This is a genomic window from Actinoplanes awajinensis subsp. mycoplanecinus (assembly GCF_001509495.1).
Taxonomy (GTDB): domain Bacteria; phylum Actinomycetota; class Actinomycetes; order Mycobacteriales; family Micromonosporaceae; genus Actinoplanes; species Actinoplanes palleronii.
Window position 1 is genome coordinate 102,504 of sequence record NZ_LLZH01000234.1, and the last position, 17,674, is coordinate 120,177.

General features: G+C 73.5%; 16 protein-coding genes. 10 read left to right on the plus strand and 6 right to left on the minus strand.

Annotated elements, in window-relative coordinates:
• Positions 1–5 precede the first annotated feature (5 nt).
• The 5 genes from ADL15_RS23360 (at position 6) to ADL15_RS23380 (ending at position 6,781) form a co-directional block, all read left to right on the plus strand.
• Complete coding sequence (locus ADL15_RS23360; RefSeq protein ID WP_067694998.1) at positions 6–710, plus strand: DinB family protein; 705 nt, start codon at positions 6–8, stop codon at positions 708–710.
• Between the two features lie 36 nt (positions 711–746).
• Complete coding sequence (locus ADL15_RS23365) at positions 747–1,511, plus strand: lysophospholipid acyltransferase family protein (RefSeq protein ID WP_067695001.1); 765 nt, start codon at positions 747–749, stop codon at positions 1,509–1,511.
• A gap of 32 nt (positions 1,512–1,543) precedes the next feature.
• Complete coding sequence (locus tag ADL15_RS23370; protein ID WP_067695004.1) at positions 1,544–1,912, plus strand: hypothetical protein; 369 nt, start codon at positions 1,544–1,546, stop codon at positions 1,910–1,912.
• A 131-nt stretch (positions 1,913–2,043) separates the two neighbouring features.
• The gene (locus ADL15_RS23375) at positions 2,044–2,439 is read left to right on the plus strand and encodes a CU044_2847 family protein (protein ID WP_157441555.1); all 396 of its coding nucleotides are present in this window, start codon (positions 2,044–2,046) and stop codon (positions 2,437–2,439) included.
• A 4-nt stretch (positions 2,440–2,443) separates the two neighbouring features.
• Positions 2,444–6,781 carry a serine protease gene (locus ADL15_RS23380; RefSeq protein WP_067695014.1) on the plus strand — a complete coding sequence of 1,446 codons (4,338 nt, stop codon included), beginning with the start codon at positions 2,444–2,446 and terminating at the stop codon, positions 6,779–6,781.
• 107 nt (positions 6,782–6,888) lie between these two features.
• On the opposite strand, the gene ADL15_RS23385 is transcribed toward ADL15_RS23380, so the two are convergent.
• Positions 6,889–7,794 carry a phosphotransferase gene (locus ADL15_RS23385; RefSeq protein WP_232344297.1) on the minus strand — a complete coding sequence of 302 codons (906 nt, stop codon included), beginning with the start codon at positions 7,792–7,794 and terminating at the stop codon, positions 6,889–6,891.
• A gap of 57 nt (positions 7,795–7,851) precedes the next feature.
• On the opposite strand from ADL15_RS23385, the gene ADL15_RS23390 reads away from it, so the two are divergent.
• The gene (locus tag ADL15_RS23390) at positions 7,852–8,421 is read left to right on the plus strand and encodes a DUF1349 domain-containing protein (RefSeq protein ID WP_067695017.1); all 570 of its coding nucleotides are present in this window, start codon (positions 7,852–7,854) and stop codon (positions 8,419–8,421) included.
• Here ADL15_RS23390 and ADL15_RS23395 read toward each other — a convergent pair.
• The gene (locus ADL15_RS23395) at positions 8,366–9,277 is read right to left on the minus strand and encodes a MarR family winged helix-turn-helix transcriptional regulator (RefSeq protein WP_067695020.1); all 912 of its coding nucleotides are present in this window, start codon (positions 9,275–9,277) and stop codon (positions 8,366–8,368) included. The genes ADL15_RS23390 and ADL15_RS23395 overlap by 56 nt on opposite strands.
• Before the next feature lie 218 nt (positions 9,278–9,495).
• On the opposite strand from ADL15_RS23395, the gene ADL15_RS23400 reads away from it, so the two are divergent.
• The 3 genes from ADL15_RS23400 (at position 9,496) to ADL15_RS23410 (ending at position 11,774) form a co-directional block, all read left to right on the plus strand.
• Positions 9,496–10,290, plus strand: coding sequence for an alpha/beta hydrolase (locus ADL15_RS23400; protein ID WP_067695023.1), 795 nt, complete (start codon positions 9,496–9,498; stop codon positions 10,288–10,290).
• A 70-nt stretch (positions 10,291–10,360) separates the two neighbouring features.
• Complete coding sequence (locus ADL15_RS23405) at positions 10,361–10,951, plus strand: MerR family transcriptional regulator (RefSeq protein ID WP_067695026.1); 591 nt, start codon at positions 10,361–10,363, stop codon at positions 10,949–10,951.
• 118 nt (positions 10,952–11,069) lie between these two features.
• Positions 11,070–11,774, plus strand: coding sequence for a hypothetical protein (locus ADL15_RS23410; protein WP_157441556.1), 705 nt, complete (start codon positions 11,070–11,072; stop codon positions 11,772–11,774).
• A 106-nt stretch (positions 11,775–11,880) separates the two neighbouring features.
• Here ADL15_RS23410 and ADL15_RS23415 read toward each other — a convergent pair whose 3' ends face one another.
• Together ADL15_RS23415 and ADL15_RS23420 are read right to left on the minus strand one after the other, a co-directional pair.
• Complete coding sequence (locus ADL15_RS23415; RefSeq protein ID WP_067695030.1) at positions 11,881–12,300, minus strand: organic hydroperoxide resistance protein; 420 nt, start codon at positions 12,298–12,300, stop codon at positions 11,881–11,883.
• Between the two features lie 15 nt (positions 12,301–12,315).
• Positions 12,316–12,756 (minus strand): MarR family winged helix-turn-helix transcriptional regulator, encoded by a 441-nt coding sequence (locus tag ADL15_RS23420; RefSeq protein ID WP_067695032.1) that lies wholly within the window; start codon positions 12,754–12,756, stop codon positions 12,316–12,318.
• 78 nt (positions 12,757–12,834) lie between these two features.
• Here ADL15_RS23420 and ADL15_RS23425 point away from each other — a divergent pair, with 78 nt between their 5' ends.
• Positions 12,835–13,332, plus strand: coding sequence for a GNAT family N-acetyltransferase (locus ADL15_RS23425; RefSeq protein WP_067695386.1), 498 nt, complete (start codon positions 12,835–12,837; stop codon positions 13,330–13,332).
• Positions 13,333–13,522: 190 nt separating this feature from the next.
• Here the strand turns inward: ADL15_RS23425 and ADL15_RS23430 are convergent, their stop codons facing one another.
• Together ADL15_RS23430 and ADL15_RS23435 are read right to left on the minus strand one after the other, a co-directional pair.
• Positions 13,523–14,293, minus strand: a complete 771-nt coding sequence (locus tag ADL15_RS23430) for an endonuclease/exonuclease/phosphatase family protein (protein WP_067695034.1) — start codon at positions 14,291–14,293, stop codon at positions 13,523–13,525.
• A gap of 42 nt (positions 14,294–14,335) precedes the next feature.
• Entirely contained in the window at positions 14,336–17,656 is a 3,321-nt protein-coding gene (locus ADL15_RS23435; RefSeq protein WP_157441557.1) for a hypothetical protein, read from the minus strand.
• Positions 17,657–17,674: the final 18 nt, after the last annotated feature.

Consider the following 17,674-nt stretch of genomic DNA (forward strand, 5'->3'; position numbering starts at 1 on the left):
GCAAAGTGATCGAGTTCATCAATGAAAACCTTCAGAACGCCCGGTTCCGCAACGTCGATCTCAGCGGCGCGCTGATCCGCGGCGCGGTGCTCGAGAACACCGACATCGACGGCTACATCACCGGCCTGACCGTCAACGGCGTCGAGGTCGCGCCGCTGATCGAGGCGGAACTCAACCGCCGCTACCCGGACCGCGCCAAGATGTCCCCCACCGACCCGGCCGGCTACCGCGAGGCCTGGACCATCCTGGAACGGCTCTGGGCCGGCACCGTCGAGCGCGCCCGCACCCTGCCCCCGGAACTGCTCGACGAACGCGTCGACGGCGAATGGTCGTTCATCGAAACCCTGCGCCACCTGGTCTTCGCCACCGACGCCTGGGTGCTGCGCGCCGTCCTCGGCCAACCGGCCCCGTGGTCCCCGCTCGGCCTGCCGCACGACGAGATGCCGCCCGGCACCGTCCCGGTCGACCCCAGCGCCCGGCCCACCCTCGACGAGATCCTCGCACTGCGCGCCGACCGGATGGCCACCGTCCGGCGGGTCCTCGACGACCCCGATCTCGACCTCGGCGCCACGACCACCCCGGTCGACGCGCCCGGCTACCCCGACCCGGCCGGCTACCCGATCAAACGCTGCCTGGGCGCCATCCTCAACGAGGAATGGGAGCACCGCCTGTTCGCCGAACGCGACCTGGACGCGCTGACCGGCCGATAGCTGACCCTGGCACCGGCATGCCATCATGGCCCGCCTATGGAGACGTCAACAACCTGGCGACCGCCGCTGCTGTGGCGCTTCCTGCTCGCCCTGTCCCGCGTGGCGATCCTCCCACTGTGCCGCCTGCGGGTCACCGGGACCGTGCCGGCCGAGCTGCGCACCGGCCCGGTCCTGCTGGCCGCCAACCACGTCAGCCCGTTCGACCCCCTGATCATGGTGGCTGCCTGCCACAAGATCGGCATCGCCCCGCGCATCATGATCACCGGCGGGGTGTTCGACACCCCGATCGTCGGCGCCGCCATGCGCGCCTGCCAGCACATCCGGGTCGACCGCGGCGACAGCCGGGCCGCCGACGCCCTCCCGGCCGCCGCGCAGGCCCTCAAGGACGGCGCGACGGTACTGGTCTACCCCGAGGGCCGGATCGGCCTCGACCCGTGGATGTGGCCGGAACGCGGCAAGACCGGCGTCGCCCGGATGGCCGCGATGACCGACGCGCCGGTCCTGCCGGTCGCCCAGTGGGGCGCCCACGCGGTGCTGCCCTACGCGGCACCGACCGGCATGGGCCGCGCTCTGCTCCGCGCCCTGCTGCGACGGCCGGTGGTCCAGGTCCACTTCGGCACCCCGGTGGACCTCACCGCGAACACCGGCACACCCGGCGCCCAGGCCATGCACGCCACGCGGCTGATCATGGAGGGGATCGACGCGGCTCTCGCGCCGCTGCGCGCCGACGAAATGCAGATCCCGAGGTACGTCGACACGACCCGGCCCCCGGACACCTCCCGGGTCCGGCCGCGCCCCTGAAACCGTCGTACCTCGGTGGCAGGATCCACGGCATGGTCAAGGGACGCATCATCGCCGAAAGCCTTCGTCCCGGCGCCGCGCTGGCGGTGCCGGGCCTCGAACTGACCAGGGTCTCCCGGGTCAGCGTCACCGAGCCCGGCCCCGCCCAGCCACCGGTCTGGACCCTGCTCGACGTCACCGCACCCGACGAGCGCGCCGAGGAGCTGGCCGCGGCGCTCAGCGCCGGCCTCGCCGCCGACGGCGGGTGGTATGCGGATTTCCGCTCCGGCACCGGGCACGTCGTGGTCTTCGCCGGCCGCGTCTTTCAGTACGCGGTGGGCGACACCGCCGCCCGCCGAAAAGCCATCTCGTACGGCCGGTCCGTCGGCGTCCCGGAAGCCCAGCTCGACTGGGGCCCGTGACACCCGCGCCCCGCCACCGCACACCGCCCAGGTCCGGCCGCGCCCGCCTGCGGATGGCCCCCCACGCACGTTGACGCATTCCTGCTAGGACACGGACGGTGGCTGCGGTATAGCTGACAACCGTGGCCGACATGTCAGATCCGATCAACTATCGCCGCATCCTCGCCGACACCGCCGCCGTCGCCGACCCTGCGGACGCCGGTGACGGCGCGCAGTCCCTGGAGCTGGTCCGCATCGAGGTCGAGGTGAGCCCCGACCGGCGCGGCGAGATCGGCGCCGTCGACGTCCTCGAACGCTTCAGCACCCGGGCCGACGAGATCGGCGCTGCCGTCGCCGGCATGGCCGAGCGGTTGCGCGCCGCCTTGGAACGCGACACCCCGCCGGCGCCGGAACCAGGCCGCTGGGAGATGTCGCAGGTCAGCATGGAATTCGGCCTGAACCTGGAGGCCGAGACCGGCATCGTGGTCTGCAAGGGCAAGACCGCCGCCGCGTTCAAGGTGGCGATCCAATGGACCGCGAGGGCGTGACGTCGTGGCCGGGCTCGCCATCGGTGAGGTGCGGATCGGCGGCCGCGCGCGCGGCACCGCGTTCGTGGTCACCGACGACCTGCTGCTCACCTGCCGGCACTGTGTCCGGGACCGGCCCGCCGGGGCCGCGATCACCGTCACGTTCGCGCCGGACCTGACCGGCGCCGTCGTCCTGCTGCAGGACGACGAGGACACCGACGTGGCACTGCTCGGTTTCCGGCCGCCGTTCCGGCTGCCCGCCGGTTGGTCACCGGTGGCGCTCGGACGCGACGACGACGCCCCGCGTGAGTCTGCGGTGGACGTCACCGGCTGGCCGCTGGACCGGATCACCGCGGTGGCCGCGCGGACCCTGCCATGCCGGGTCGAACAGCAGAGCGTCATCGGCGCCGGCACCACGGTGCTCCAGCTCTACGCCGACCAGCTGATCGGCGGGGTCCGGCCCCGCGGGTTCAGCGGTTCACCGGCGCTGGCCCGCACCCCCGCCGGTCCGGTCGCCGTCGGCGTCGCTCGCTGGATGCAGGAGTCCGACGACGACCCGGAGACCGCGGTCGGCGGTGTCGTCTACGCCACCCGCGTCAACGACGTCACCGCCCGGTGGCCGGCGCTGCGACCGGTCTCGGCACCGGCGCTCGACCTCGCCGGTGACCTGCAGGCCCCGTCCCGGCTCGCGGTGGAGGACTTCGTCACCGCCCAGCTGCGCGGCCCCGGCGGTGATCTGCCGTTCGCCGGGCGCGACGACGACCTCGCCGCCCTCGACGGATGGCTCGCCGAGCCGGACGCGCCGCCGCACCACCTGGTGAGCGGACCCGCTGGCATCGGCAAGAGCACCCTGCTGGTGCGCTGGGCCGCTCGGATCGCCGCCCGCCGCGACCTGCACGTCGTGCTGGTACCGATCAGCGTCCGGTACGAGACGAACGAGGCCCGCGAGACGCTGCTCGCGCTGGTACACCGGCTCAGCCGGGTGCACCAGGAGAGCTACGACCGGACCATGAGCGCCGCCGACGCCCGCCAGAGCGTCCGCGCCCTGCTCAGCCGACCCGCGCCGACCGGCACCCGGATCGTGGTGATCGTCGACGCGCTCGACGAGGCGGCCGGCTGGACACCGGGGCCCCGGCTCTTCCCGCACCACCCCGGCGCCGGGGTCCGGCTGCTGCTGTCCGCCCGGCACACCGGTGAACACCCGGACGCGGCCGCCTGGACGACCGGTGAGCTCGGCCTGCCCGCCGCGCGCACCACCACCCTGTCCCGCCTCGGCGCGCCCGCCATGGCCGGGCTGCTGCGCCAGGCACTGCCCGACGCGCCGGCCGCCGACCTCGACGCGGCCGCGGCCCGGCTGTGGTCGCTCACCGACGGCGAACCGGTCACCGTCGCCCTGCACCTGCAGGCGCTCCCCGCCGAGCCGGGCGGCCGGCTCGCCGCCTGGACCGCGAACGCCGCCCGGACCCCGCCGGGGCTCGCCGGCTTCTTCGCCGTCTGGTGGAAGGAGCAGCGCACCCTCTGGTCCGGGCACGGTGAGGGCCGCGTCGACGACGCCGAGCGGCTGCTGCGCATCCTCGTCATCGCCGAAGGGCCGGTCACCCGCGCGGACCTGCTCACCCTCGCGGGCCGCCTGCGGCAACCCCTGGACGCGGTACGCGTCGACGCGGCCCTCACCGTGCTGAGCAGGTTCGTGCTCCCCGGCCGGACCGGCGGCACCGTGATCGTCGCCCATCAGGTGATCACGGACATGCTCCGGGACCGTCTCGAGCAGGACGGCTCCACCACGGAGTACCGGCAGGCGTTCGTGTCGTGGGGCGTCGACACCCTCGACCGGTTGCACACCGGCGACCTGTCCCCCGGCGAGGTGCCCACCTACCTGGCCCGGCACCTGGCCGGCCACCTGACGTCGCAGGACACCTTCCATCCGTACGCGCCGCAGCTGGCCGGTCCGCTGTGGCGGCGGGTCAAGGACGCCGCCGGCGACGACATCGGGGCGTTCCGCGCCGACGTGGAGACGGTCGCGAGTCACGCCCGCCGCCTCGACCAGCAGCGCCGCACCCGCGGCGAGCAACCCCGGCTACTTCCGGAACGGGTGATCTGCGCCGCCGAGATCGCCGCCGAACAGCGCGCCCTCGGCACCGGCATGTCCGCGGGGCTCGCCGCCGCACTGGTCCGCCACGGGCTGTGGCGGCCCGGCCGGGCCCTCGGCTACCTCGCGACCACCACCCACCCGGGGCTCTCCGATCGGGCGTACGGGGTGGCCGCCCTCGCGCCGGTCATCCCCGTCGAGGACCTGCCCGCGCTGGAACAGCTGCTCGACGAGGCACACCGCAACACGTACTCCGAGGAGCTCGCCGCCGCGATCTCCGCCTGGGCGGTACGCCTCCACGAGCTCGGCCACGTCGCGGAAGCCCTGCAAGCGGCGTTCCGGCTGCCCGACGGCCACGACTCCCGCCGGTACGTCGCGATCTGGACACTGACCGAACTGATCGCGAGGATGCCCGACGACCTGGCCGCCGGCGCGCTCGCCACGGTGGTCCGGGAGATCACCGAGTCGGATCAGGAGCACGACGACACGTACGCGATCGGTCATCTCACCGCGACGCTGCACCCGCAGCGCGCCGAACGGCTCGGCCTCACCGAGCCGGCGGCCTTCCTGATCGGCGCGCTGGACCGGTACCGCCAGCAAGGGTACGGCGACACCCCCTTCGTCTACCTGAACCACCTGCAGCACCACGCATTCGTCGCGGCCGCGCCCTGGATGCCGCAGGACCAGGTCAGCGCGATCATCCGATGGGTGCTCTTCGATCGGCTCGGCCCCGATCCGGCGGCGAGAATGAGCCGGTACGAGCAGGAGCAGGTACTCCTGCCGGGCATCAACTACGACGGGCTGCTCAGCGTGCTGCCCGCCGCCGACGCCGATGAGGTCGCCACCTGGGTCCGCGCGGAGCTGACCGGCGCGAATCGGCTGTGCTGCCTGGCGCAGCTGCTCCCGCTGCTCGATCCACCGGCCCGGCAGGACACCGCCGCCGAGATCGCCGGAGCCGCGCCGCAGGACCTCAAGGCCTTCACCGACAGTCTCAACAAGCTGATACCGGCCGTGCCGGCGATGGTCCGCGCGGGCTGCACCGACCTGATCGTCGACCTGATCGAACGCACCGGCGCGGAGACCTGGCTCGTCGCCGCCGCCGCCGAGCACCTCACCCTCGAGCAGGCCCGCGACCTCATGCCGATCGCCGCGGCCGCCACCTTCCATCGGTCCCGCAAGGAACTGCTGGCCCGCCGGGCGGCCACCAGCCCACGGGAGGCGGAAGCGGTGCTCGAAGAGGTGCACGGCGGCCGCACCTCCGAGGTGTCCGGCGAGCTGGGCTGGCTGCTGAACACCCACCTTCCGGCGGAACACCTCGACGAGCCGCCGGAACAGCCGCCGCTGACCGCGTGGTGGACCGCCGCGTACTGGGGATCCTCGCCGGATGGCGGGGAACGCCGGTACCCGCCGGGCGGCCCCCGGCTGGAGCCCGGATCGGGATCCGGGCCGTGGTTCGCCCTCTGCCGCCTCGCCGCGGTCACCCGCCGGCCGCCCGGCGATCACCGCGACGCCGCCCTGGCCGAGATTCAGGCCCGGATCGGCCGGCTGCGCGAGATCGCGGCGCAGCGCGGTCCGGTGTACCCGTTCCCGCCGGACAGCCCTTGGCTGGCCGGCAGCGCCGACGGGTGGACCCCGTTCCTCGTCCGCCTCCTCGCCCCCGACGTCCGGCCGCTCATCCGCGACCTGCTCTTCGACGGTGGCTACGGCGACGGTGTCGAAGGGCCCGAGCACAACCACGGCCGCGGCGAGTTCGACGACTGGGCGCGGGAGGCGCTGGCGCTGACCCCGCTGTTCTCCGCCAAGCAGCTGGCACTGCTCGAGGAACGAGCCGACACCTCGGGGATCGACAGCGGGACCCTGCGGGCGTACGTCAAGGCCGGCCTCGCCGTCGGGTACGCCCACCACGGTGATCGGGCGTCGGCGTACCGGGTGCTGTACACGATCGGCGGACCGGACCCGGCCGAGCTGAAACAGGAGGTCCTCGCCGAGGTGCTGTACCTTCTCGACCCGTCGGAGATCGTCGAGTGGGTGGCACAGGTGCACCGCAACCTCGGCACCGCGACCCTGCGCGGACACGCCTGGGGGCATCTGTCGTGCCGCCTCGACGAGCTGAGCGACGATCAGACGTGGACCCTGATCGACCGGTGGCTGACCGAGCACGCCCGCGGCAGCCGCTTCGACGTGCTGGCCGACGTGCTGCTCTACCGCACGGCGATCGCCCGCATCGCGGGCCGGTCCGAATGCGCCCGGCTGCTGACGCTGATCAACGCCTAGTGAGCCGGTGACCGGGTCAGCAGCCCGCACAAACCAAATTGTCTGTCCTGTCGGCGCAGCCGTCGTTCTGCAGTTGGTGCGGCTCGCCGCACTGCCCGTAGGCCATCCTAGGATTCTAGGAAGTAACCGAACGGTCTCCCCAGCGCCTCAGTTTTCGAAATAACCGCTGAGATACCGCAACGCCGCAGCCGAGTCCCGCCCGCCACCGTGCGGCCCGCGAAGGTCAGCGGTGAACGCGGCGACATCGGCGAGCCCTCACGACCGGCCTCCGCCGTGTACACCTCGAGCCCCTCGCCCAACATCCACAGATCCCGCTCCGGCGGCGCGATCTGCACCGTCGTCCAGTCGATCAGCCGCAACCCGTCCGCCGTCCGCAGCACGTTCCCCGGATGCGGCTCGCCATGAGTCACCACCCACCCCGCCGACGTCCCCCGCACCCCGGCCACCAGCCGATCGAACTCGGCCAGCCAGTCCCGGACCAGCCCGGCATGACGACGCAACACCGCCCGCGCCCGCTCCGCGAACGGCCCACCGGTCCACGGCACCTCGACCGTCCGCAGCGCCTCCTCCAGCCCACCGCGCCCCGGCAGCCGCAGATCCGCACGCGGCGCGAGATCCACCACCGCCGGCGTCGCCCCGTGCACCTGCGCCAGCAACCGGGCCACCTCGCCCAGATCCTCCGCCCGGTGCGGCCCGAACTCCCCCGCCACTCCGGCCACCAGCGGAAACACCGCCACCGCAAAACGATCACCGAGCCGGTGTACCACCGACCCGTCCACCGCCACGACCGGCGCGACCACACACGCGAGCCCCAGCCGCAGCGCCACCGTCAACGACCGGCGCAGATCCTCGAACACCCGCGACGGCGCGTCCACGCCCAGATCGTCGACCTTCACGAACCACGGACCGGCCGCCCAGTGATAGCTCCCCGCGCCCACAGGCAGGTACTCGAGTTCACCGGCCGTGATGCCCCACCCGTCGAGCAGCGCCGGCGTCAGATCGCGCTCGTCCACCCCCACCGGCCTGTCCCGCACGAGACGAGATGGTATCGACGCCCATAAGCTGACGCGATGCCGAACCGCATGTCCTGGCTCAACGAACCGCCGTCCTGGTCCGACGAGGCCGGCGTGATCCGCGTCGTCACCGGGTTGAAGACGGACTTCTGGCGCCGCACGTTCTACGGCTACGTCACCGACAACGGGCACTTCTACCACCGCCCGGTCACCGGTGACTTCACCGCCGAGGTGGTGGTCTCCGCCGGGCACTCCGCGCTGTTCGACCAGGCCGGGCTGATGCTGCGCGCCGACGAGCGCACCTGGCTCAAGACCGGCCTCGAGGTGACCTCCGGCGCTGTGCAGCTGAGCACCGTGCTGACCCGCGACGACTCCGACCTGTCGGTCGTGCCGGTGCCCGAGCACCGCGACGAGCTGGCCCTGCGCCTGACCCGCTTCGGCTCCGCGGTCTGCGTGCACCGGGCCGCACCCGACGGCACCTGGCAGCTGATCCGTCTCGGACACCTGGACCTGCCGGAAACCGTCGACGTCGGCGTCATGTGCTGCTCACCCGAGCGCGCCGGGCTCGAGGTCATGTTCCGCGACTTCCAGATCGGCCCGCCGATCCCCCGCGCGAACCTGGAGTGAGCAGCACCTTCTCGAAGGCGAGCTGGTTGTACGGCGAGTCGCTGTAGTCGTCGATCGGCAGGTAGCCGGCCCCGCGGTAGAGCGCGATCGCCTCGGTCAGCGCCGCGTGGGTACCCAGCCGCAGCGCGGTGATCCCGTGCGCCGCGGCGTCCGCCTCGAGGGCCGCCAGCAGCCGCCGCCCGAGCCCCAGCCCGCGCGCCTCGGCGGCGACCCACAGGTGGCGCAGCTCGGCGGTCCCGGGGGCCAGCCGGGTCCACAGACCACAGCCGATCGTGTGATCGTTCTCGGTCGCCAGCAGCATCGTGCCGTCGACGTCGCCGGGCGCGGTCAGCGTCGCCGGGTCATAGCCCTCCGGGAACCGTTCGGCGAGCTCCACCGCGTACCGGAGCAGGCTGGTGCGGGCCTCAGCGGCGGCCGGATCGACCGGAGCGATCCCCGTGCCGGCCAGCCGCAGCAGCCGGTGGACCGTCGTCTGGGCGGCGACCAGCTCGGCCCGCTGCTCCGCAGTGAGGTTCCCGAGCGCGTCGGTGACCGCCCGGCGGGATCGTTCGTCCAGGTCAGCGCGTTCCCGGCGGCCGGTCTCGGTCAGTGCGGCGACCCGGGCGCGGCCGTCCGCCGGGTGCGGGCCGACCCGCACCAGGTTGTGGTCCTCGAGGGTACGCAGCAGCCGGCTCAGGTACCCGGCGTCCAGACCGAGCCGGGCGCGCAGGTCCCGCAGGTCGGCCCGGTCCCCGATCTCGTAGAGCAGCCGGGCCGGCCCGAGCGCCCGCTCCTGGTCCAGGTAGCGGTCGGTGAGCAGGCCGAGGTGCTGGGTGTAGAACCGGTTGAACGCGCGGATCCGCTCGATCTCGTCCACCCGCCCCACGATAGTTGACTCAGGTCAGAGAAATCCGCGTGTTACCGTGTCGGCGAGCCCCGGATGGGCCGACACGATGGAGGCGGCAACTTCGAGCCACCGCTGAGCGCTGCGCTCTCGGTCGGTCCTATCCGGATTTCTGTGCCTCTCGCTCCTCACCGTGCTGTCATCCGGGCTGTTGCCGCCTCCGTCGTCCGCACTGACGACGAGAGGTATGCATGACCATCGACACCACCACCGCGCGGCGGGACCACGCCGACGGTGCGCTCGACATCACCACCTACCCCGCTGACCGGCGCTTCACCGGGCCACGCCCGGCCGTGCTGGTGTTCCCGGGCGGCGGGTACCGGTTCCACGCCGGGCACGAGGGCGAGGGTTATGCCCGCTGGCTGAGCGGGATCGGACTGCACGCGTTCGTGCTGCGGTACCCGCTGATGACCGACCACCGCTTCCCCGCGCCGCTGGAGGCCGGCCGCGCCGCCCTGGACTGGATCCGGGCCGGCGAGCACGGCCTGGACGTCGGCGAGCACGTCGGTGTGATCGGCTCCAGCGCCGGCGGGCACATCGCCGGGCTGCTGGCGACCGGCACGGTGATGTCCGCGGAACGGCTCGACGCCGCGCCGCCGCGGCCGGACTTCGCGATCCTCGCCTACGCGGTGGCGGATCTGCACCTGCTGCCGGACGCGCCGGTCTCGTTCGTGCTGGACGGGCGGATGGAACTGCGCGACGAGCTCTCCCCGGCCCGGAACATCGACGCCGCGACCTGCCCGACGTTCCTCTGGGCGACCGCCGAGGACCCGCCCGGGTTCCCCAACGCCCTGGCCTACGCGTCCGCGCTGTTCGCCGCCGGCATCCCGGTGGAGCTGCACATCTACCCGCGCGGGCAGCACGGACTGGGCCTGGCGAACGGTGTCGCGTACGGCGACCACGGCGAGATCCACATTCCGCACACCGCGCGCTGGGCGGAGAACTGCGCGGCCTGGCTCGGCGCGGAGGGTTTCCTGGCGTCGTGACGAACCGGGCTTGAACCCGACGTCGCGTCAGGTCATACCGTCGACGGCGTACCCCGGAAAGGAGTGTTCGGTGGACGAGTCCCCACGCCAATGGCGGGTCGGTGAGCTGGCCCGGGCCACCCGTGTGACGGTCCGGGCGCTGCACCACTACGACCGGCTCGGTCTGCTCGTGCCGTCGGCCCGCACCGCGGGCGGGCATCGCTGCTACACCGGCGCGGACGTGCGCCGGTTGCACGTGATCCTGGCGCTGCGCGGGTTCGGGCTGAGTCTGGCCGAGATCCGCGACACGCTCGGCGCGGCGTCCGGTGACCCGGTCGGGTTGCTGCGCCGCCAGCTCGCCGAGACCGAGGAGCGGATCCGGCGCGGGATGAGCCTGCGGGCCCGCCTGCACGGGGTGCTCGGCGCGCTCGACCGGATGGCCGAGCCGTCGACGTCCGAGTTCGTCCAGTTGATCGAGGAGATGGTCACCATGGATCAGCCACTCACCCCGGAACAGCTCGCCGAGATGCAGCGCCGGCGGCAGGAGTACGCCGCCACGCTGACCCCGCAGGAGCTGACCGCCATGCGGGAACGGCGCTCGGCGGCGCTGGCCGCGATGACGCCGGAGCAGGTCGAGGCGATGCAGGCACAGCGTGCCCGCCACCTGCCGCCGACCGGCTGAGAGCCGCGGGCCGGCCGAGTGCCGCACCGGCCGGGGCTGGTCCGTCCGGGTGTTTCGGAGCACCCAGACGGACCAGCTGTCTGGCAGGGCGGCATTGACCGACGACAAGATGACGGGCATGCAGTTGCGGCATGCCCCACGACGTCCGGCGCCCCCGCCGGTGACGGACGACGACGACTACGTCAGCGCGGGCGGTCTCGCCGAGCGGGGCTGGACCGTGGCGGCGATCCGCCGGTTCCTCGGCGCACCCGACCTCACCGAGCCGGGCCCGGTGTTCCGCCCGGCCCCGATGCTGTTGTTCGACCTGGCCCGGGTGGTCGCGGCCGAGGAGACCGAGCAGTGGCGGCGGTGGCGCGAGCGGTCGGTGCTGCGCGCCGCCCGCGGCCGGGCGATCACCGAGGGCCGCCGGGCCGCGCTGCTGGCCGAGGTCGCCGCGCTCGACATCCGGGTGCCGATCCTGGACACCGTGAAACTGGCCCGGCTGGCGGTCGCCCACCGCAACCGGCTCGACCGGCAACGGTCGGCGGACCTCGGCCAGGCCCCCGATCCGGCGACCGCGGACACCGTCGAACCGGCCACCCTGCACCGCTGGATGGTCGACTACCTGCGCCAGGAGACCACGGTCTACGACGCCGTGCTCGACGGGCTCTACGCCCGGGTGGGCCGGGCCGAGGCCACCGCCGCGATCCGCGACACCGTGTACGCGGTGATCGCCGCCACCTACCCGCACCTGGCCGGCGAGGCGCGCCGGCAGGTCGCCGACCGCGGCTCCCCTGCCGTACCGAACAATCGCGGACCTGGATGGCCGCCCGCCGCGACGTGATCGACTACCTCGAGTGATCGGCTGGAAGCCGTCGCGGCGCTGCTCGACCGCGAGAAGGGATGAGAAAAGCCCGGAACCCCCAAAGGGCTCCGGGCTTTCCGGCGTCTCAGGCGACGGTGAGCTTGACCTCGACGTTGCCGCGGGTCGCGTTCGAGTACGGGCACAGCTGGTGCGCGGCCTCGAGCACCGCGGTCGCCTGCTCCTCGCTCAGCCCGGGCAGCTCGGCCTCGATCTCGACCGACAGGCCGAAACCGCCGCTGGGCAGCTGGCCGATGCCGACGTCGACGGTGATCGCGGTGTCGGTCAGGGTGACCTTCTGCGCGCTGGCGACCCGCTTGAGGGCGCTGTGGAAACAGGCGGCGTAACCGGCCGCGAACAGCTGCTCCGGGTTGGTCAGCGCACCGCCGGGGCCACCCATCTCCTTCGGGATGGCCAGGTCGAACTCGAGCACGCCGTCGCTGGAGCGGACGTGACCGTTGCGGCCGTCACCGGTAGCGGTGGCAGAGGCGGTGTAGATCGCGGTCATGCGGGGGTCACCTTTCTAGGGGGATTCGTCGAGCGCCGAGGTTCCGCGGGCGCGGAGCAAAAGCTGGTTCAGCTGGGTCAGCTCGTCGACCGTGAGGTTGATCGAGCAGAGCAGAGCCTGGGTGAGGTCACCGATCTCGTCGCGCAGCGCCTGGCCGGCGCCGGTGAGGGTGATCAGGACGGTGCGCTCGTCGTCGGCGCCCCGGGTGCGGACCAGGTGGCCCTGCGCCTCGAGGCGTTTCAGCAGCGGCGAGAGGGTGCCGCTGTCGAGCTGGAGCGTGCGGCCGAGGTCACGGACCGTGGTCGAGCCGTCGTGCCAGAGCACCCGTAACACCAGGTACTGCGGGTAGGTCAGGCCGTGCGGGTCCAGCAGCGGCCGATACAGCCCGGTCAGGGATCGGCTGGCCGCATAGAGCTGGAAGCAGATCATCTCGTCCAGTGCCGTGCTCTCCGCCATGCCAGAACAGTAGTGCGCAATTCAGTTGTGCACAACTGAATGGTGGCGTGGGCCACCACCCCGTGTGATCATCGCGAGATGCCGGTCATCCGCTTCCTGAAGCTCTCGCCCGCTGTCCTGGCCGCTCTCATCGACGGCGACCTGGACGCCGCGAGCAAAGCCGCCGAGACGCCGCTGAGTCAGTTCCTGGTCGACGAGAACTGGCTGTGGCGCATCCGCCTGGACGACATCCACGCCGACCCGGAAGCCGCCGACTGGATCGCCCGCGCCGCACTCGCCGACCCGGAGGGTGTCGTCGTCGGCCACGGCGGTTTCCACGGTCCCCCGGACGCCGACGGCATCGTCGAGGTCGCCTACTCGGTCGACCCGGAACACCGCCGCCGGGGTTACGCCCGCGCGATCCTGCGGGCCCTGCTCGACCGCGCCGACGCCGATCCGCGCGTCACCGGCGTCCGCGCCAGCATCCGCCCGGACAACGCCGGCTCCCGCGCCACCATCCGCGGCTTCGGCTTCCGCAAGATCGGCGAGCAGTGGGACCCGGAAGACGGCCTCGAAGACGTTTATCTCCGCCCCTGACCGCCAACATCAATATGGTACGAATGCCCGGGTCCCGTCCGTAGGCTACGAGCCACGTCCCGCCCGTGAGGCGGACGCGACACCGCTGCCACTCCGGACCGCGGCGCGCCTCCCGGGCGCCGGCTGGCTCCCCGGGGTGTCTCACCCGTACCGAAAGACCCCTCAGAACCAGCCGGGGACCCGGCGGCGGTCAGCGGTCGAGGCTGACGACCAGGGGGCGGTGGTCGGAGACCGCCGGGTGCGGGGTGCGGACCTGGACCACCCGGCCCAGCGCCTTGTCGCCGCGCGGGTCGGCCAGCACGTGGTCGAGCTGGGTGCGCGGGTACGGGCTCGGGAACGTCGCCGCGCGGGCCAGCGACCGCCAGCCGGTGAACGCGCGCACCGGGCCGGACGGCATGTTCAGGTCGCCGAGCAGGATCCGCGGCGCCGGCAGGGCACGCAGGGCGCGGACCGCGTGGCGCAGCTGGCGCACGTTCCAGCCGGGCACGAACGACAGGTGCGTGGTGCCGACGCTGAGCAGCCCGCGCGGAGTCTCCAGGACCGCGGCGAGCAGCACCCGCGGTTCGTCCTTGAGCAGCAGCAGACCCTGCGGGGTGAGCACCGGCGACCGCACCGGCGCGGCCGGCAGCTGGGTGATCTGCCAGCGCTGCACCGGATAGCGGGTGACCAGGGCGATCCCGTACTGCGGGTGGGCGGTGTCGGCCTCGGCGTGCCAGGGCTGCCAGATCTCGCCGGGGGTGCCGACCACCGCGGCGGCGAACCGGTGCACGGACGCACCGAGGGCCTCGGCGGCCAGCGCGGTCAGGTCGAGGTTGCCGGAGCGCGGCTGGGCCCGGTCGACCTCCTGCAGACCGAGCACGTCGGCGTCGAGGTCGGCGACCGCGGCCCGGATCCGGTCGGCGTGCACCACGCCGTCGGACAGCGACCTGCCGTGCAACAGATTGAAGGTGGCCAGACGCACACGCCGACCCTAGTCAACGCGGGCACGGCCGGGCCGCCCGGCCTACCTGACCATGGCCTGGCGCAGCGCCGCGTCCGCGACTTCCGGGTGCGGGTGGCGGCGCAATTGCTGCATCTCCCGCTGGCACGCGTCGCTCCAGCGGGACGGCGTGGACGTCTCGCCCAGCGCGGTGACCAGGGTCAGCGCGAACAGGCCACCGGCCAGGTCGGTACGCCCGGCGAGCTGCCGGGCGGTGGCCAGATGCTCGTCCTCGCGGCCCCGCTCCGGTCGGGTCCCGGCGAGCTGCGCGGCCAGCCGGACCGCGAGGGTGGGGCGGGCGGCGGCCAGGTCGGCGACCTCGGCGAGCCGGTCCGGGTCCAGATCGGCCAGGGTGAGCAGCAGCTCGGCGCCCTCGCCCAGGAACCCGGGGTGCGACGCGAGCCGGCGCGCGACCGCACGCAGCGACGCGAAGCCGGCCGGACCGCGCTCCCCCGCGGCGGGCGCCGGGCCGTGGTCCCGCGCCGCGGCCTGGTCCCGCGCCGGGCGGTGGGACTGCGCCCAGGTCGACACGTCGGCGACGATGCGGATCACGCAGCGGCGGGCCGGGCGGTCGTGATCCCAGGTGCCCGGCTCCGGGTCCTGCCGGTCGTGGGCGACCAGCCGGTCGACGACGGTCTCCAGCGCGCTGCACTCCGGGTTCTGCGGGACGGTCAGCAGCGCCTCGACCAGCGACTTCGGGCCGTCGCCATACCAGGACGCCTGCGGACCGGTCCGGTCCGGATCGCCGAGCACGTCGACGATCCGGGCGGTCGCCTCGGGCGCCCAGCGGATCCACTGCCCGAGCTTGTCGAACCCCGCCCGGGAGATCTGCCGGTCCGGGCTCGCGCAGACCGCGACGACGAGCGCCGCGAACCGGGGCCGATCGGTTTCGGTCAGCTCCGCCGGGGTGACCGCGAGCAGCGCCCGCACCTCGACGGGGACCGCGGAATGCGCCGCCTCCGTGAAGATCTCCCAGGGGATCGGCGTCGCGGTCCGCAGGGCGGTGAGGACCACGGCCCGCACGTCCGGATGGGCGCCGGGTGCCTGCCACACCTCGGCGAGCAGACCGGTGGACTCCGGCGGGCCATACCGGGCGAGGATCCGGATCGCAGCCTTCCGGCTGGTCACCCCGATCGACCCGGCCTGCGGCGCGGCCGAGGCCCCGGACTGCGGGGCGGCCGAAACGTCGGCCTGCGGCGCGACCGAAACACCCGACTGCGGCGCGGGCAAAACACCGGGTTGTGGCGCGAGCAGGACCCCGCGCAACAGCGCGAGCAGCGTCGGGGCGCTCACGAACCAGGCCGCGCGCTCGGCGGCCGGCAGCGCCACCCGGGCCCGGGGCCCGCCCGCATAGCCGAGCAGCACCGGCAGCGCCCTGTCAGGCCGATCCGTCCACGGCAGCGCACCCAGCGCCGCCTCCGCGATCGGCACATCGGGCGCGTCCAGGAAACCGGCCAGCAGCTCACGGCCGGCCACCGGCACCCGGGCCAGGTGCTTCAGCGCCGTGACGCGTGAGCCCACCTGCAGATCCGGGTCGGCGGCGACGGCCGCCAACGCCGTGGCATGAACCCGCTGCTGCCGGGGCGTCCACCGGCGGACGTGCGTGGGCGGGCCGGTCACCACGGGGTCGAGCAGCGTGGTGCTGTAACCGGTCACCTCCCGCCACACCGGGGCGAGCCGGATCGCCGCGGGGTCCTCACGCAGCAGCTCGGCGACCCGGGCGGCGCGGGTGTGCGGATCGTCCAGCCACCACTTCACGGCCTCCGCGCGGATCTCCGGCGCGGACGTGGGCGCCGCCGCGCGGCGCAGCAGGTCCTGCAGCTCGGGGACGTGCCGGGCCCGGTTCTCCAGCAGCTCGACCAGGCGGAACAGCTCGGCCGGGTCGGCGGTGATCCGTTTGCGCAGCGTCGCGGTGAGCAGGTGCTCGGCGCCGGGCCGCAGCGGCCGGCCGAGCCAGGACTCGATCGGCAACCGGGCGATCATGCCGAGCACCCAGCCGGTCACCTCGGCGCCGGGAAGCGAGTCGGTCAGCGCCCCGTAGGCCAGCTCAGCCAGCACGGTCCGGGTGCGCGAGGACAGGTCCCGGGCCTCGATCACCGCGTCGGTGACGTCGGTCAGCGCCGGCACCACGGCCGGCACCAGGTGCGGGATCAGCGAGGACAGCTCCTCCAGCATGGGACGCCAGACCGCTTCGCGCTCGTTGCGCATCCGGAGCAGCCGCCGCATCACCTCGGGCTGCGCGGCCGGCTCCCGGCAGGCGACCCCGACCAGCCAGTCGTAGGCCTGGCCCCGGGCGTAGGCGTCGGCGGAGCGCAACTGCCCGTCGAGCAGCGGCAGCGCCTCGGCGGCCGGCAGGTAGCGGCTCCACCGCAGCGTGGCGTGTGCGTCCGCGGCGATCTGCGGCAGTGCCAGCACCCGGCGCACCTCACGCACCCGGGTGTGCGCCGGCAGCACCTCGATCCGGCCCTCCCACGGCAGCTCCGCCTGCGGCGCCGCGGCGAAGACCTCGTCGCGCCGGGCCGGCGGCAACATCCGCAGGAACTGGTAGTCGAGCGCGTCGACGGCGACCAGGCCGTCGAGGCCCAGCCCGGCGATCAGGTGCCGGCGCACCCGAGGCGTTACGTACCGGTAGGCGTGACCGCCCAGGTCCCGGGTGGTCAGCAGGGTCACCACCCGGTCCGGGAACCGGGCGGCGAGCGGGGCCAGGTCCACCTCCGGCAGGGTGCTCAGGGCGTGGCGTTCCAGCAGGTCGAGCACCCGGGCCGGCTCAGCGTGCAGACATGCCCGGACCGGGGCCAGCACCGCCGCCCAGTCCGGTGTCGTCGTCAGCCGGGCGTCCACCCAGTCCAGCACGACGCCGGCGTGCCGCCGCGCGAGGACCTTCCATCCGACGACCGCGGGCGCCAGCTCCGGGAGCAGCCGCGCGACCGTCTCCGGGGTGCACGCCGCGAGCAGGGCCGCCGCCTCGTGGTCGCCGTGACGGCTGCGGACCAGACCGATCACCGCATCACCGCTGCCGGGTCGCTGCCGCAACAACTTCAGGATCAACTTCCGGAGTACGGGCGGAGCCTCGGCCAGCACCTCACTCCCGGTCGCCCAGCCCAGCCGGAGCGCCTGCCGGGTCGCTTCCGCCCGTACCGAAAAATCTGGATCGTGCAGGGCAGTGACCACTATCGGTCGTAAGGCGAACGCGGCGGCCGCGACCACCGCCAGGTACCGCTCGTAGGGTCCGCCGGTCGCGAGCTCGGCGATCCGCGCACCCGGATCGTCCTGCGCGCGCAGCAGACGCAGCAGGGTGGAGATCCGTTGTGGGTAGGGCACCTGGTCGAGCGCGTCGGACAGCACCCGGGGATTGTGCCGCAC